The sequence below is a fragment of the Oceanobacillus sp. FSL K6-0251 genome (assembly GCF_038004725.1).
GTDB classification, from domain to species: Bacteria; Bacillota; Bacilli; order Bacillales; family Amphibacillaceae; genus Oceanobacillus; species Oceanobacillus oncorhynchi.
Genome location: NZ_JBBORS010000001.1, coordinates 315,001 through 331,859, shown reverse-complemented (window position 1 = coordinate 331,859; position 16,859 = coordinate 315,001). Strand labels below are relative to the sequence as shown.

Below are 16,859 nucleotides of genomic sequence, written 5' to 3'. Positions count from 1 at the left end.
AATTAAATTATACCAAATCTTCTTACAATATATCACTTTTCGTGCAATTCGGAATCACCTTCTTAAACGAAACATCCTTTTATCAGTGTTCATAAGGGATTATCTATAATAAAATATTTTGTATCAAACTTTAATATGCACTTTACAATAGTGTGTGTCATACACTATAATGAAAGTAGGAGTTGATAACATGGCGGATGCAAATGAACATTTAGATAAAATCATGCAGGAATTGAGAAGAGGAACCATTACAATAGGTGCATTAAGCCAGCTCTCAGAGCCGCAGTATGGTTATTCTCTCGTGACAATGCTTCATGAAAAAGGAATACACGTTGAACCTGGCACATTATATCCACTGCTGAGGAGACTGGAAAAACAGGGACTCTTAGATAGTACATGGGACACGAATGAATCGAGACCGAGGAAATATTACGTACTGAGTAAAACAGGAAAAGAAGTCTTTGATTTACTGGTTGTTGAATGGAAGAACATTGCTGCCAGCATGGATCAGGTAATAGAAAATAAGAGAGGTGACGAAAATGGAGATGATTAACCGGTATATTTATGCAGTTACGCAAAAGCTGCCTCAATCCCAGCGTGAAGATATTGCCATTGAGCTGCGCGGGCTAATTGAGGATATGCTGGAGGAACGATCCGGGCAAGGGAACAGAAGAGAAAACGATGTAGAAGAAATCCTGCTGGAGCTGGGCAGTCCAAGGTCATTAGCTGATAAATATCGAGGGAAAAAGAAATATATCATCGGCCCAGAGCTTTTTGATACCTATATTTTAGTAGTTAAGATTGTTCTCATTGTTATAAGTTCTTTGATAGGTATTGTATTTATCATCCAAACTATTTTAGAGCCGATGTCTATTTTAGATCATTTTATTGATATGATTGTTTCTGCCGTTACAGAGCTTCCACAAGCTTTCGGCTGGACAACATTTTTGTTTGCTATCGGTGAGCTGTACGGTGGAATGAAACAAAAAGATTTAATCGGGAAGGAATGGAAGCCTGCAGACTTACCGCCCATTCCAGATGAAAAGAGACAAATCAAACGCAGTGAGTCGATTATCGGAATTATTTTCTACACGATAATCATTGTATTTCTCGCCTTTTCGAATGAGTTCTTTGGAATTTGGGTATTTCAGGATGAATTTAACGATGTTGTTCCATTTTTAAATGAACAGACCTATGGCTCCTATTTATTGTTTATTGTTCTCATATTCGGATCTGGAATTATCAAAGAATGCCTGAAGCTCGTCGCCGGGGAATGGACGTATAGGTTAGCTGCTTATACAACAATTGTAAATGTCGTATCGATGGCAGCAGTACTATTTATGATTAGCGGGCCTGATTTTTGGAATCCTGAATTTATGAATCAATTGGCAGAAGCCGGAGTGGTTACGGCTGGTTCTGAAACATTTAATACGGTAACCATGATTTGGAATCAATCTACGTTCTGGATCCTTATTCTGTTTATTGTCGGTTTAGTGTGGGATGCTGTGGACGGATTTATCAAGTCTCGAAAAAAATAATTATATTCTAATGACGCATGGTTGAACAGAGAACAATTCAATCATGCGTCATTTCTCAGATTTTAACGTTGAGATAATTAGCGAATAGTTGATGCATCCATATTCACCTTTCCTGGTTAAAGGAATGTTCTGCCCATTTAGATACGTTTAACCAACTTCCCATTTTTTTAAATAATGTAAGTACTGTTTGCTTGGGCATCTATCCTCTCTATCCCCAGTCATTTTAAACCATTTATCCATTCATTCATATTTTCATTTGGTTGTCTCTCTTCAATCAACATCTTTAAATAATAACATTCATTTTGTAAGCTGATAATATTTGAATTAAAGACTCCAAGTACCAATCCTCCCAAAGCCGAATAAAACCGTTTCTGTATAATAGCTTTTCCAGTAAAGAATTATGAAATTTTATATTCTCACCGTTTTCTAATCAAATTGTAATCATCATCTTATCCGTTTCATTTAAGATGTTGTATGGAATGGAGGTGAAAAAATTGGCAATAGAGATTTTCAAAAGAAGAGAGCAAAAATATCTGATTACGTTGGAACAATATTCGCTCTTGCTGGAACAAATAATGCCCTATATGCGGTCAGATAATTTTGGTGTAGATGGAAGATATGTTGTCAGCAGCTTATATTTTGATAGCGATGATCACAAAATTTATTTTGAAACAAAGAATAAATTGGCTTTCCGGCAAAAACTTCGCCTACGCACCTATAATGAAACTGGTATTGAGAAGTCAGCTTTTTTTGAGATGAAGCAAAAACATAACAATGTGGTCAACAAACGAAGGATGTTACTTCCGTTAAAAGAAGCATATCACTATCTTGAAAAAGGAGATAAAAAACATTTAAATGACTTTCATACATCTAATTCGCAAGTACTTCGTGAAATTGATCACTTTCGAACATTATACGGACTAAAACCGGAAATGGTTGTTAGTTATGATCGCCATGCACTTCACGGAATAAACAACCCTGAGTTGCGTATTACATTTGATTTTAATCTACGCTGTCGCAATGATGATTTGCTTCTGGAACACGGTTCTGATGGAGAGTACTTTATTGATTGCAATCTAGTTGTATTGGAAGTCAAAGTAAATGATAGTGTTCCATTATGGTTAACCCGTATTTTACAGGCCCTTCAATGCGAACAGCGAAGTGCATCTAAATACTGTACCAGTATGGAATTGCTGCAGAGAAATCAACTGCCAGGTAAAATTGAAAGAGAAGTTGTATCAACAGGAGGAATATAGAATGGATTTTATGAATAAAATATTCGATTTACAAGCAAGTGAACCATCCAGCATTTATATGATTTTACTTGCATTGGTCATATCAACTTTATTGAGCCTAGTTATTACGAAGGTTTACATAATCACATTTACAGGCGAACGTTATGCACAATCCTTCGTACACACTATTATTATTTTGAGCATTATTGTCTCTGTCGTTATGAACGTTGTTAGTGATAATGCCGGAGTTGCATTTGGACTATTTGCTATTTTTTCACTGATTCGATTCAGAAGTGCGGTCACCAATGTGAAAGATATTGCGTATATTTTCTTCGGTCTTTGCGCAGGCATGACATGTGGGCTTTTTCGATTTGATTTAGCGATCATACTTACCTTATTTGCTTGTTTAGTACTTTACTTGCTTTACAAATTTGAATATGGAAAAGGAAAAGATACACAAATTTTAAAGGTAACTGTACCGGAAAACTTAAATTATGAAAATCTGATGCATGATCTACTTGCTGAGTATACACTAAGTTCTTCATTACGACAGGTTGAAACTACTAATCTCGGAACAATGATTTTGTATACTTATGCTATCCGTATGAAAAATGAAGTGCATGATAAAGAACTATTAGATCATATTCGCGAAAAAAATGCTAATTTAAAAGTATCCATTACTTATATGGAAAATACTGATGGGTAGAGTAAGCAGATAGTGTAAAGCCTTTTTATTAAGATGCGCTATATAAAAGAGGATATTAAAAAAGCCGAAAAGCAAGCGTTAAATAAGATGATTCTTTGAAAAATCATTTTATTTAACGCTGGCATTCTAACCTCGGAAATATATTATGACAATATATTTACCGAGAATGCTGAACAACTTTAATTGTTATATTTACATTACTCCTTTATTTATTACGCCTTCTATAAAATCGACAATGCCATCTTCCACTTCTTCTCGAATATCTCGATAGTTGTGAATTTCGTGGCGATAACCACTGTACAGTTTTGTTTTTACCGTATGGCCTGTCTCTGCTAACCAATTGGATACAGCATAAACCCCTTCTCCATATAAACCGACTGGATCCTGATCACCAGCAATATTATATATAGCTATGGAGATAGGGACATTCTCTGCCCACTCTGTTCCAACAATCTGCTCCATCATTTGTACAAAATCATATAAAGACCGGATATTAGGAGGCGATGTGAAGTTATTAAATGGATCATTGGCATGATCAGCTACAATATCCGGATCTCCACTGATCCAATCATTCGCTGTATTCGGTTGATCTATCCGATCTGTCATCCAGCCCAATAACTTACCCAGCGCCTCTGCATCCACTTGGTCCCCCTCACCTGCATCAATTCGGTTTTTCAACTCTATACTCAACTCAGCGGCAGTCGGTAAAACACCCGATGTGCCACATAATATAGCACCTTCCACTCCTTCACCATATTTAGTTAGATAATTTCTAACAATCATCGAACCCATACTATGACCAAATAAGAAAAATGGCAGATGAGGAAATCTCTCTTGTACCATTCGACGTAATTGGTGTTCATCTTCCACCATCGTCATATATCCTTTCTCTCCCCAATTCTCCCAATTACCAGAATCAAATGCTGTTTTTCCATGACCAATATGGTCATCACAAGCTACAATAAAACCTTAAAATAATAAAAAAAGATACACTAAAACCGATCCTTTCTAATTCAGACCATCTAGTGAGCCTTCTCCAATTCTCATCTCTTTTTCATTAACTTTAATTTCAATTAAAAACCCGTTTGTAAGCGTTGTCAATATATATTTGTAATTATGAATTTTAAGAGAGTATCTTCTTTATTAACAAAAAATGATTTCATTAGCACACCTATTAACTCTTAATACAATTTATAATAGCATTTTATTGACAAACCAAAGACACTGATTCTCCTTTCATTGAATCAGTGTCTCTCCATTTCAATCTTTATTCCCTCAATATCTTCTCCATCTTCTTCCCTTTTGCCAATTCATCAATAAGCTTATCCAAATAACGGATTTCCTGCATCAGCGGTTCTTCTATATCCTCTACACGCACACCGCAAATGACGCCTTTGATCAGGGAGCGGGAATCGTTCATCCGCGGAGCTTCTGCAAAGAAAGTCTCAAAGGTTACCTCTTTTTCAATTTGCGCTTCCAATTCTTCTTGACTGTAACCTGTCAGCCAAGTAATAATCTCATCGACTTCTTCTTTGGTACGGTCTTTTCTCTCTGCTTTGTTTACATAATGCGGATATACACTTGCAAAAGTCATTGTGTAGATACGATGATTAGCCATGGTATAGCCTCCCTTTTACTGTTCCGTCACTGCGTCTTCTGTTTCCAAATGAAACGCGTCCAGCAACTTTCGAACTTCATCCGTTGTTTCGGTATGCATCAATTGATTTCTTAATTCACCGGCTCCCCGGAATCCCCGCACGTAAATTTTAAAGAATCGGCGCAATGGTTTGAAGGCGCGCGGCTCCTGCTCTGAATATTTATCATGCAGATCCAGCTGCAATCGTAACAAATCCAGCAATTCCTGACTGCTGTGCTCCCGCGGCTCTTTTTCGAATGCGAATGGATTTTTAAAAATTCCCCGTCCAATCATCACGCCATCGACACCAAATTCTTCAACAAGCTTCAAGCCTGCTTCCCGGTCCGGTATATCTCCGTTTATAGTCAACATCGTATCAGGAGCAATCTCATCACGGAGCTTCTTGATTTCTCCAATCAATTCCCAGTGCGCATCGACCTTGCTCATTTCTTTTCTCGTACGCAGGTGGATGGAAAGATTCGCTATATCCTGCTCAAACACGTGCTTCAGCCAGTCACGCCATTCATCTATATTTGAATAACCAAGTCGCGTTTTCACACTGACAGGGATTCCGCCAGCTTTGGCAGCCTGGATGATCTCCGCTGCTACTTCCGGACGAAGAATCAATCCGCTTCCCTTTCCTTTGGAAGCCACATTCGGCACAGGACATCCCATATTAAGGTCTATGCCTTTATAGCCCATTTCCGCCATTCCAATGCTCATCTCACGAAAATTATCCGGCTTGTCTCCCCATATATGGGCAACCATCGGCTGTTCGTCCTCGGTAAAAGTCAAACGTCCACGCACACTATAAATGCCCTCTGGATGACAATAACTCTCCGTATTTGTAAACTCTGTAAAAAACACATCCGGGCGGCCTGCTTCAGCTACAACATGACGGAAAACAACATCCGTTACATCCTCCATCGGCGCCAATATAAAAAACGGTCGTGGTAAATCACGCCAAAAATTATTAGTCATTTCTCCATTTCAATCCTCTCATTTATGGATGGATAAGGCATTATATACTTATCCAATATGTTAAAGCAGTCATCGATACTGCTTCTTTTTTATTTTGTCCATGATAATATTATCATAAGAGGGCTGCAGAGTACAAAAAGACAGAATTATAATTGCAGCTTATCCAATCAAAAAAGACCGGAACATTACTTATCCAAATAATCCCCATTCAGAAAAAGCGTTCCAGCCTCCACACCTATTTATTTTTATGCAAATATTTATTTAACGCCGCTTCCTGTCTTTTAAAGTATAGATACCAGCAGAACCAGTTTACGACATACAGGAGGATAAAAATCAAACTGCCCCATAAAATAACCCAGTCGTTGAGAGGAATCCAGCCGACTAAACCAGCAATAATCAGCCAAAAACTATACGTAAGGACAAAATGGATAATCGATTTTTTAATCAGATGGTTCCCGCTTTCTCCAAAGATAAGCGAAGATATGCCGAAATAGACGCCCATTAACATGCTTGCTCCCATATGCATCCATATTTCCGAAACTGTTGACTCCACAGCATTGAGTTTCATAATGGTGAGGACAATAAACGTTAATATCGCTCCGAAAGCGATGCCCAGTGTCGAACGCTTCAACATTTCAAGTATCATAATATTACTGTCCTCCCTGCATTAGTTTGTTTTTAATGGCGCTGACATATTTTCGCGTAATATATTCCTTGTTGCCAGATTGAAAATAAACACATAAATTTCCATTAAAGGATGCTTCAAATTTTTCAATACGATGGATATTCCCGATAACCGACTTGGAAAAGCGCATAAAACCATATGGAACTAAGAACTCCTCCACTTCATACAGCTTCATTCGCACTTCAAAACGCCAATCCTTGGACACCGCATAGATTTTTCGTTTTTCCGCATGAATAAAATCAATCTCCTTTGGTTCCAGCAGGACCGTCTGTTCCTCATCAACCCCAAATAAACGCTGCTGTTTTTTCCTTTTAATCACATTCACAATATCCTCCAGCTCCTGCGTCCATTCCTTAGCCTGGATAGTGATTTGCGTTTCTTCATGGTTATCATCGATATCAATGTTTATTTTCATTCCGACCCCTCCACATTCGTTTCACATCTACGGCTAATTCACAGCTCGTTTCAGAAAATATGGGTACCGGATAATGGCAATACTAAATGCAGCTAATCCAATCGCTAATAAGACACCTAACGTCTGGAATAATTCCGAAGCTTGCGTGGTTCCTGCCATCGCATCCTGGAAAGACTGGTGTGCCCAGTATTGCGGCAGAAAACGGGCGATTGTCTGCATAAAGTCCGGAAGCATTTCAAGGGGCATCCATAATCCGCTTAGCATCGCTCCACCGAGAGCAATAATTTGTGTAATCGCAATCCCCATATTTTCGGTATTTACTGTCAGTGACATAGCGATCCCGATTGCTGTCACTGTAAATGTAATAAACAAGGATAAAATCAATAAAATAATCGGCTCACCTAATGAAACATCATAAACGACCTTTCCAAATAAAAATAACACAATAATCTGAAATAATACAATAAACATGAAGGGTAACCATTTTCCCAGTAAATAGGAATAGCTTTTGAGTGGTGTGCTTGCCAGCCTTGCCGTTATCCCTTTGTCTCTGTCTTTAATAAATACCTGCACCATCGAAATCATAATAAAAAATACAAACATCACTACATATCCTGGAACAATGGATTGAATAACCTCTTGCCTCGTCGCATCGTCGACTCCAGAAGTAAAGATAGCAATAAATAATACCGTAAATAGAATAGGCAGTAAGAATATCCAAAAAACAAGCCCTTTATCCTGTACATGTTTTTTTAATTCTACTATCATAACAGCATTCATTATGAACACCTCCAGCTTTATTTTTAATCTCTCAAGTTACTTCCAGTCAACCGGAAAAATACATCTTCCAACCGTGGGCGAACAAGCTCCAGCCGCTCTACATCTATTTTCTTCTCTCTGCAATAGGAAATCAGATTTTCCATCGCTGACAGCGCTTCTTCTGTATAGATTAAAAATGCATCCTTCTCCTGCGAAACATCACCATACGATTCCAGCTGTTCAGCCGAAATATGATCTGCTTTAATATAAATGGATGGCACCGCATATTGTTGAAGTAATTCACCTACCGCTCCATTCTCTATCAATTTCCCTCTATCGAGAAATGCAACATCGTCACAGAGTCTTTCCACTTCCTCCATGTAATGACTGGCATAGATAACCGTCTTCCCTGCTGTTTTCAGTTCTTCAATCATTTGAAATATATATTGCCTTGATTGGGGATCGATACCGACTGTTGGCTCATCCATGATGATAAGCTCCGGATTATGCATCAGTGCACAGCCAATATTCAGCCTGCGCTTCATTCCCCCTGAAAAAGTGGATACTTTATCTTTGCTCCTTTCGCTAAGACCGATTAGCGCCAGCACTTCCTTTGTCCGTTGAGCCAGTTTGTTTCCTTTTAATCCATATATTCTTCCAAATAAATATAAGTTGCCGGATGCTGTGATATTCTCTTCCAATACAATATCCTGTGGAACATAGCCTAATTTCTGTTTTGTTTTATCGGAGATTCGTTGTTCATTAAATTCAATTTTTCCTTCGTAATCGCGGATAATAGAAGTAATCATCTTAATTAAAGTGGATTTTCCCGCACCATTGGGACCTACCAGCCCATAGCAGGTGCCCTCAGGGATAGTCATCGACATATTTTTTAATGCCTCTGTTTTCTCATAGCGCTTCGTTACATCTTGAATCGTCAGCATACTCACCATCTCCTTTCATTTATATTATGGCGAAGGAATAAAGGGTTGCCTTGAAGAATGGAATAACATGCGTGGCTCGAGGTATGAAATGCTGAAATAGTTGTTTAAAAAATAATAAGTTTATGTGGCAATTTTTACAATGCGGATTTTCATTCACTCCTCACAACTTTCAAAGAGATAGCTATCACGAAAAATGTTAAACAAATAATAGCTGTGGACACAACAATTGCTGTTGGTAAATTCATTATTTATCACTCCTTTTCCTTTATACTATGGAAATAGAAACCGTAATTGGGGAGATAAGAGATAACATGCAGGGTAACATGTAAAAAATCTTGCTTAACATCTATATAGCTTGAACAAATTATTTTAATAACAGATGTCTCTATTGTATAAATCTTTTTTACAATGAAAAACCCCTTAGACTATCCTGTCTAAAAGGGTTATCATTCCTATTTATCTTTTCTGGAAAACAGAATAACTATAAATAACAGCTTACTTCTCTTTCCCTATAAACCTAAACTTCCATACAATAGTAACCATTAAGACAATCAAACCAATCGCAGTTATTCCATAGACCGTTTGAAGCGCAATGGTAAATGATGACTGTATAGCTTGAAGCATTTCCGGGAATCTTTCTGATACGGCAACAGCTGAACCAACGTTTTCCATGGCTGAATCAGCTATTTCTGCAGGCACTCCAGCAGGAATAGAATTCATCAGCACCCAACGGTAAACTAACATTCCAAGACTCCCAATGAATGCAATACTCACTACCGAGCCAAATCCGCTGCTTACATCGGACATCGCAGAAGCTGAGCCAGCGCGCTCTTGTGGAACACTGGAGATAAGCTGCTCACCGGTAATCGTCATAGCAGGACCTACTCCGAATGCGAGAAGGGAAGCACCAATAATTAACAGAAGTGCTCCTGCATCATGCACAGTTAACATAATAAATAATGCACCAGCTGAAGCAGTTAACAAACCTGCTACCATAGCATATGCCGGACGTATCCATCTTGTAAGCACAGGAGATATTAACGTTCCCGCCATCGACAAGAGTGCAGGGATAATCAACAGAAGACCTGCCTCTGTTGGAGTCAGTCCTACAACTGCTTGCAAATGTTGTGCAAAAAGCATATCTGCCCCAGTCGTTACAAGTAATATAATCATCAAAGCAATCAATGAAAAATTAAATTTGCGAATTCGAAACATGCTCAAATCCAATAGTGGATCTTCCGCTTTTAACTGCCGACGAATAAACAGTACTCCAACTCCAATACCAATCACTACAGATCCAGCGTAAAGCATATTAAAACCAGCGTTAGCCATTTCCTGCAAACCGAAAATCAAAGTTATCAATGCGAATGAGGATAACAAAACACTGATAAAATCGAGACGTTTTGAATCCTTGTTGCGATACTCAGGAAGTAGGGGCGATATAACTAACAATACAATGGCAATCGGAACATTAATGAGAAATACAGCTCCCCATCCAAAGTAATCCAAGAGTAAACCGCCCATTGGAGGCCCTAGCGCCATGCCAGCTGAGAATGCGCTAAGGTTAATAGCAATTGCTACTGAAAATTGTTTTGGATTGAAAAACATATTGCGTAGTAAAGACATCGTGGACGGCATCACAGTTGCAGCCGCTACACCAAGAAGTGCTCTTGTCGCAATCAACATCCAAGGCTCCGTCGAAATTGTAGCAATAAAGGAGGCTGCCCCATAGACAGTTACACCAATCACAAGCAATCGCCTTCTTCCTATATTGTCACCCAAACGCCCCATCGTTAATGCGAATCCCACAGCCAGCAATTCGCCAACATGAATAATCCAAAGCATTTGTGTACTGCTTGGTTCCAAATCAGCAGCAATTGATGGTGTGGCAAGAAAGAGAACGGTCATGTCGGTTGAAAGCATAAAAACTGCTAAAGTTAATGCTCCAAGCCCTATCCATTCTCGCCATGTTGCCCTTTGCGCTTCATCAATATGCGCATTACTGCCATTTTGATTATCGTTTGTGTTACTCATAGCTGCCTGCTCTCCTTTTAATATGACTTAACCATTTCCATACTCAAGGTTATTGTTCACTTCTACAAATCTCCCTTTAACTTTTTAAAAATATCCATTCCAAGTTCCTCAAGCACATCTATGGCATTTTCGACTGGCAATTTAGGAAGTTCAAATTCCTGATTGATAACCTCGCGAATAGATTGACGATCTGCTAATATATGCTTTTCAACCTCTCCATCACTATATTGAATACTTAACACATTATTAACTAAAGATAGAGACCGCCGTTGATCCAATTGCCAAATTTGGCAACGTAAATCAGACGTAAATAATCCATTAGGCTGGAAATATTCTTTGATTGCCTGCTGAAAATCATCAAATTGGTAGATTTTCTTTGTATCAAAATCCCAGACTATATTCTCAGATAATTCTCTATTCACATATCGGTAATACCTATACGTTCCTGGTTCATTTCCCGGACGAAGTTTTATCTCAACATTTCCAAATCGGGAGACATTCATCGGGTCTGTTTGCAAATGAACCGGTTCAAAAAAAGGAGCACCATTACCAGCATCTACATACACTTCTTCCTCTTCACCTGGTATCTGAACGAGCAAAGCAACATGCCTTCCGCCTAAAAAAGCATAACGGTTTTGGAAGCCAAGCTGTTTTAATAGCTGATGAAGACTACTGTTGATTACATAACACGTCCCGCCCATATGATACTGAAATAGCTGTCTAACAAACCGCTTTTCATCTTGAACAAGCTTCCCTTTTTTTTGATATTCCTCCAATTGCAGCAACGTGCTAATATTTTCAAAAGGAATTTGATTTAAATGAGCGCTGGATATTTCAGTTAAATATTCCAGCGAAGGCTCTTTAACAGAGACCTGAATATAGTGCAAATACTCCCTTGCCCACCCAGGCAATTGTTTTTGATTCATCATTCTCTTCACTCTCCTTTATTTCTTGTTTTTATCTACTTTCACTATACTAACCCTTAAAATAAAGCACATCCTACAGCTGTCTAAAAATCCCATAGAAAAAAGGCCTTACCATAAATAAGACCTTTTCTACGACGACCGTCGTATACTTATACTTCAAACCATCTATGTTTTAAAGCATGAATCGCCGCTTGAGTTCGATCTTGAACCTCCATTTTACCAAGGATACTTGTAATATGTGTTTTCACCGTTTTCTCTGTGATATAGAGTGCTGCAGCAATCTCCTTGTTACTTTCTCCATATGTGATATGTTTCAAAACCATCCGTTCTCTAGGTGTTAATTCATAGTAGCTGGATTGTTTCTCATCTTCTTTGGCGACATGCACCATTAAATGGCTAGTTATTTGCGAATGAAGCGAAGTTCCTCCCTCCATAACAGCGATGAGGGTTTCTTCCAAAAAGGTTGGGTCAACATCTTTTAGCTGATAACCGCTGGCACCCGCACGAATTGCCGGTATGACATGGTCCTTATCAGAGGAGCTAGTGAGTATAACCACCTTCACTTCAGGATAGTCTGCTTTTATTTGTCTGGTCGCTTCGATTCCATCCATATTTGGCATGATCACATCCATCAACACAATATCCGGCTGCAGTTTTTTCACTTGCTGCAATGCTTCTTTTCCATCCTGGGCTTCACCTACAATATCGATACCAGGCCTTGTTTGCAGAAAAAAGCGCAGACCTTTTAAAACGACAAGATGATCATCGACAAGTAATACTTTCAAAGAATATCACCTTCCTTTTCGATGGATTGGAACACGAACAATAATCGTCGTACCCTTTCCTTTTTCACTATTTATATGGAAAGAACCTTCAAGTTCTTCGACTCTTTCTTTCATACTTGTAATACCAAGGGATTGCTGTTTCTCAACAGCACCTCCACTGCCTTGATCTCTCACTTTCATTGTAAAGCCATCAGCATCTGATTGTATGACCATCGCAGCTTTAGATGTCCCAGCATGTTTTTGAATATTATTCAATGCTTCCTGTCCAATTCGCCACAATGCTTCTTTATACGATTGATTTATCTCTAAATCATCCGGAGCCTCCATAGATAAATCCAGCCCAATTTTTTGTGCATATTCGTGGAATGAAGTAATCAGTCCCTGTTCAAGGTGATTGGGACGAAGCTGCCAAATCAAACTCCGCATGTCTATTAAAGCTTCTTTTGAAAGCTGCTGAACTTCCAGAACAGCTTCCAAAATGGCACGTTCCTTCTTATCAATTAATCTTTGCAGCCCACCTGATATTAATGAGAGAGCAAACAATTTTTGATTGACAGAGTCGTGTAGATCCCGTGCAAGTCGATTTCTTTCCTTATCGACAAGCAATGCTTCCCATTCTTCATGTAGACGGATACGCTCAATACCCATAGAAAGATGATCAGCGAGTCCTTCCAGCATTCCGATTTCCAAATGATCACATGCTGTGGTGTTTCGGCTAAGCAATAACACACCGAATGTTGCCTCAGGTCTATCACGCATAAACAAAGGAAAAGCAATGGAATAAAGAGATTGATAGTCTTTTAAAGAGAAAAAATGCAACGGCTGTTTATTGTTCTGTGTAACACGCTGTTGTGCATAAGCTTTTCGAATAAAATCTGGTCGGGAAAGGTTTATTTCTTGTTCCGTATCAAAAACTTCTTTAGGCCCATGTTCATCTGAATGGAATTGGACGGTCAGCCTCTCTTCCTCCATTGTAATAATAGCGGCATGTGTCCAATGGGGTAAATGATGATGTAACGCTTGCATGATTCTCTGAAACAATTCATTTCGGTTAAGAACATTTCCAATTTCATGTTTAATTTTTTCGGCATTGGCATAAGCATTGATAAGATAACGTGCAGTAGCATTTACTTCTTCTTTTGTTTGCTCCACGTGCAAACGCGTCCGTTCTACTGCTGCACCTATTTGATAAGCAATGGTTTCCAAAAGGATAAGGTCCTCCTCTTGAAAACGAAGACGCCCAGGTGAAGCTAAATTAAGCAAGCCGATTTTCTTCCCGCGAATCGTAAGAGGGATACTCGCATGATGGGTAAGTCCCCGTGTTTCACCCATCTTATCCGTAACAGCTTGTTTAAGACGAAAACATTTCACATGGTTGACAGCCTGTTTCATACGTCCTTCCCAATAAAGCTGCAAACACGTACAATCGGTGCATCCTTCCTGACAATGCATCAGTTCTTCTCTGTTATCAGCCATCGCAGGCGGAAGTTGATAATCAGCAGCAAGACGGTAAAAAGTAGCATCCTCCGTTAAAAAAATCCATCCGGTTTCCAATTCCATTAATTCAAGCAAGCGTTCTAATGATAATTGCAGCATTTCATGGAGGTCCATGCTCTTATTCAGAGTCTCCGAAATTTCCCGCTGGATTTGCAGTGCTTTTTGATAATTTGATAGATGACTCGACATCTATGCTTCCTCCTTTTGCCCGCTTATACAGTCGTTTCTTCTTTACAGGAAGCAACATTATTCTTCGTTAAAGCTTAATTCAAAACTGTATAGCCTAAAACAATTAGCAAGCGCTTTCTTCCTTGAATTCATTATCCTTTAAACTGAATTATTTTTACTTTCTTCATCTTAAAGTTAGCGTATCAAATACTTTGTTTCCTCACAAGATATCTATTTCAAAATGGATTATATCCATCTCCCTTTCATATCATATTATCTATTTTAGAAGATGCCAAATACTTATATACTTTTCTTGTATAAAATATGCTTTGGATTAATAACAACAAACAGTAACGCCACAACAAAATAAAACAGCATAACATATACCAATATATCTAATAAATCTCCTCTAATGATTACAAGGGAAAAATTAAATATCTGATGGGCAACAATCGGTATGAGCAGATTGTTGTTTAAATTATAAAACAACGTCACAATAATGGAAAAAGAAATAATCCCAATCATAAACAGGACGATATACTTGATTAAGTCTATCCCAGTATACCCTGAGGCAAACCATAATGGCATGTGCCAAAAACCCCATAAAACACCTATGATGAATGCTGCTGATAAAGGAGAATGTTTCTTTTGAAGTTCATTTAAGGCATACCCCCTCCACCCCAACTCTTCAGCTAAAGGCCCCCGGACGAATTGATCGAAAAATACGAGAGATAAGATTCCCATACTGGTATACGATATTGCTGCACCTTCCGTTGAAGTTGTTGAAGTTGATAATAGAAATATGGTTATGCCGATGATGATAATTTGGAGGATGAACACGCTGCTGAGAACAGAAAATTTAACCTTTGGCGCAAATTGTTGTTTAACAAAATCCTTCAGCCTTAATCCGGGATAAATCTTTTTAAATAAAATAATAAATGCAAAGGTGGATGACCATGCAGCTATGATTTGTAAAAGGTTTGTTATGCTCTCTGGCGCACCAAACATCATGCTGATACCGATAATCAGAAAAAGTACAATAAAAATGATGTAAGATAATACAACAAAACATCCAAATGCGCTTTTTGTTGTTTGGATGATTAAATTCCCCCTTAGTGCTATTTTTAGCCTCATGAAAGCTGCTAATTATATATTATTAAATCATCTAGCTTTTTGACGCACAAGCGACCCAGGTCTGATTTCTGTATTTGGTTCCATTTCATGTGTGTTTTTAATATATAGGCAAAATCTCGGAAAAAACGTTTGAATTCACTGATGTGGGAAAAATCTAATTTTTGCAAAACCATTCATTAACATGGTTTAGCCCATATCAAATACAAAGAGCCTGCCAAATAACGCTCCTCCCTAACAAGCTTCATATCAGCATTTTTTACAATAGCAGAAATATTTCTGTTTTGATGGCACCCTACAATCTTTACTGCCAATGGATCTGCCATTTTTTGCATTCCTGCCAGGAGTTTATTATCGCTAATCCCATGTTCCAGCATCAGTATCTTCCCTTCCGGCTTGCACCACTTTTGAAACTTATTCAGGACATCCACTGGTCTTTGATAGGCACAAAAACTAGTAGAAGATACGATGGTATCAAAGCTATTCGCATCAAAATCCACTCTTTCCACATCATTTTGGATAAGCGTCGTTTGAAAAGGATAATCTTTCGCCGCATGCGCTGCTTTTTTCAACATTTCGGGGCTAAAATCCACCCCTGTCAGTTCTATATCTCTACGATAAAAAGGAAAATTAAGACCCGAGCCAATAGCAACTTCCAAAACGTTTCCTTCTGCTTCTTGAAAAATTCGTCGGCGAAAACGAGACATTGGATCATTCTTACGCCGTTTATCATATTTTTCTGCCTGCTTATTAAATTTTTTAATTAATGTTTTTTGATCCATACCATCCCTCGATTTCCTATTTATTTAGTGATATTTTAGCTATTCTACATGAAATACTACTTTTATGTTTTAATATTTTGTCTTTTCCGTCTAAAAAAATTCTGTTTATTTTGAGTGCTTCATCTGGTAAGTCTATATAAATGGCAACGTACCGATATGCATACAGGTTCGATTTTCTCCATCCATTCTATTATAGTCCCCCTGGCTCACATATTGCATTATTTAGAAGCATTTACATTGTGTTGTATTTCACCAACAATACGCCACATCCTTTTCTCTTTCAATTTAGCACCAATTGCTTCTGCTCTTATATTATCGGGAAAGCCATTTGATTTCTATATAAAAATGAAAAAAACGTTAGCGAATTTCCATCCCTGTCCCCTTTCAAAAAAGATAGGAATTTTTTTCACCAACGTCACATATTGACTAGAATAAGGCCTCCACACCATTTAACGACTTTACAGAGACGTCTTTCAGCCATTCGAATACTTTCCTCCCCATAAAAAAAAGACCTCACAGAGAGAGTCTATACCTTTGACCAGCAGCTTAGAAGGCTGTTACTCTATCCTTCTGCGTTAAGGGGACAATGATAATTCTTATATTAACATACGAATGTATGAAATTTGCACTGTGAATA

17 protein-coding genes are annotated in these 16,859 nt (G+C 38.3%); 4 read left to right on the top strand and 13 right to left on the bottom strand.

Going from position 1 to position 16,859, the window contains the following annotated elements:
• Window positions 1-190 precede the first annotated feature (190 nt).
• From MKY45_RS01790 to MKY45_RS01775, 4 genes are all read left to right on the top strand, one after another.
• Entirely contained in the window at window positions 191-553 is a 363-nt protein-coding gene (locus MKY45_RS01790) for a PadR family transcriptional regulator (RefSeq protein WP_042531134.1), read from the top strand.
• Complete coding sequence (locus MKY45_RS01785) at window positions 540-1,538, top strand: HAAS signaling domain-containing protein (RefSeq protein ID WP_256705540.1); 999 nt, start codon at window positions 540-542, stop codon at window positions 1,536-1,538. The genes MKY45_RS01790 and MKY45_RS01785 overlap by 14 nt, the downstream gene beginning before the upstream one ends.
• 494 nt (window positions 1,539-2,032) lie before the next feature.
• A complete protein-coding gene (locus tag MKY45_RS01780; RefSeq protein ID WP_256705539.1) occupies window positions 2,033-2,794 on the top strand; it encodes a polyphosphate polymerase domain-containing protein in 762 nt (253 codons plus the stop codon).
• Window position 2,795: 1 nt separating this feature from the next.
• Window positions 2,796-3,479, top strand: a complete 684-nt coding sequence (locus tag MKY45_RS01775; RefSeq protein WP_139089043.1) for a DUF4956 domain-containing protein — start codon at window positions 2,796-2,798, stop codon at window positions 3,477-3,479.
• 192 nt (window positions 3,480-3,671) lie between these two features.
• On the opposite strand, the gene MKY45_RS01770 is transcribed toward MKY45_RS01775, so the two are convergent.
• The 13 genes from MKY45_RS01770 to MKY45_RS01710 all read right to left on the bottom strand — a co-directional run bounded on the left by MKY45_RS01770 (window position 3,672) and on the right by MKY45_RS01710 (window position 16,222).
• Entirely contained in the window at window positions 3,672-4,442 is a 771-nt protein-coding gene (locus MKY45_RS01770; RefSeq protein WP_341173457.1) for an alpha/beta fold hydrolase, read from the bottom strand.
• Between the two features lie 304 nt (window positions 4,443-4,746).
• Window positions 4,747-5,097: a DUF2200 domain-containing protein gene (locus tag MKY45_RS01765; RefSeq protein WP_256705538.1), complete on the bottom strand. Its 351-nt coding sequence runs from the start codon at window positions 5,095-5,097 to the stop codon at window positions 4,747-4,749.
• A 15-nt stretch (window positions 5,098-5,112) separates the two neighbouring features.
• Complete coding sequence (locus tag MKY45_RS01760) at window positions 5,113-6,096, bottom strand: tRNA dihydrouridine synthase (protein ID WP_042531124.1); 984 nt, start codon at window positions 6,094-6,096, stop codon at window positions 5,113-5,115.
• 235 nt (window positions 6,097-6,331) lie between these two features.
• Window positions 6,332-6,742 carry a DUF3021 domain-containing protein gene (locus tag MKY45_RS01755; protein ID WP_341172403.1) on the bottom strand — a complete coding sequence of 137 codons (411 nt, stop codon included), beginning with the start codon at window positions 6,740-6,742 and terminating at the stop codon, window positions 6,332-6,334.
• Between the two features lie 4 nt (window positions 6,743-6,746).
• Window positions 6,747-7,196 (bottom strand): LytTR family DNA-binding domain-containing protein, encoded by a 450-nt coding sequence (locus MKY45_RS01750; RefSeq protein WP_042531111.1) that lies wholly within the window; start codon window positions 7,194-7,196, stop codon window positions 6,747-6,749.
• Window positions 7,197-7,229: 33 nt separating this feature from the next.
• The gene (locus MKY45_RS01745) at window positions 7,230-7,976 is read right to left on the bottom strand and encodes an ABC transporter permease (RefSeq protein ID WP_256705537.1); all 747 of its coding nucleotides are present in this window, start codon (window positions 7,974-7,976) and stop codon (window positions 7,230-7,232) included.
• Window positions 7,977-7,999: 23 nt separating this feature from the next.
• On the bottom strand, window positions 8,000-8,899 hold the full coding sequence (locus MKY45_RS01740) for an ABC transporter ATP-binding protein (protein WP_256705536.1): 900 nt from the start codon (window positions 8,897-8,899) through the stop codon (window positions 8,000-8,002).
• Window positions 8,900-9,394: 495 nt separating this feature from the next.
• Window positions 9,395-10,933 (bottom strand): MFS transporter, encoded by a 1,539-nt coding sequence (locus MKY45_RS01735; RefSeq protein WP_339235573.1) that lies wholly within the window; start codon window positions 10,931-10,933, stop codon window positions 9,395-9,397.
• A gap of 62 nt (window positions 10,934-10,995) precedes the next feature.
• A complete protein-coding gene (locus tag MKY45_RS01730) occupies window positions 10,996-11,862 on the bottom strand; it encodes an arylamine N-acetyltransferase (RefSeq protein WP_052484949.1) in 867 nt (288 codons plus the stop codon).
• 146 nt (window positions 11,863-12,008) lie between these two features.
• Window positions 12,009-12,644 (bottom strand): response regulator, encoded by a 636-nt coding sequence (locus MKY45_RS01725; protein ID WP_042531104.1) that lies wholly within the window; start codon window positions 12,642-12,644, stop codon window positions 12,009-12,011.
• A 6-nt stretch (window positions 12,645-12,650) separates the two neighbouring features.
• On the bottom strand, window positions 12,651-14,330 hold the full coding sequence (locus MKY45_RS01720; RefSeq protein ID WP_341172402.1) for a GAF domain-containing protein: 1,680 nt from the start codon (window positions 14,328-14,330) through the stop codon (window positions 12,651-12,653).
• A 279-nt stretch (window positions 14,331-14,609) separates the two neighbouring features.
• On the bottom strand, window positions 14,610-15,443 hold the full coding sequence (locus MKY45_RS01715) for a CPBP family intramembrane glutamic endopeptidase (protein WP_341172401.1): 834 nt from the start codon (window positions 15,441-15,443) through the stop codon (window positions 14,610-14,612).
• A 176-nt stretch (window positions 15,444-15,619) separates the two neighbouring features.
• The gene (locus tag MKY45_RS01710; RefSeq protein ID WP_042531100.1) at window positions 15,620-16,222 is read right to left on the bottom strand and encodes a class I SAM-dependent methyltransferase; all 603 of its coding nucleotides are present in this window, start codon (window positions 16,220-16,222) and stop codon (window positions 15,620-15,622) included.
• Between the last annotated feature and the right edge of the window lie 637 nt (window positions 16,223-16,859).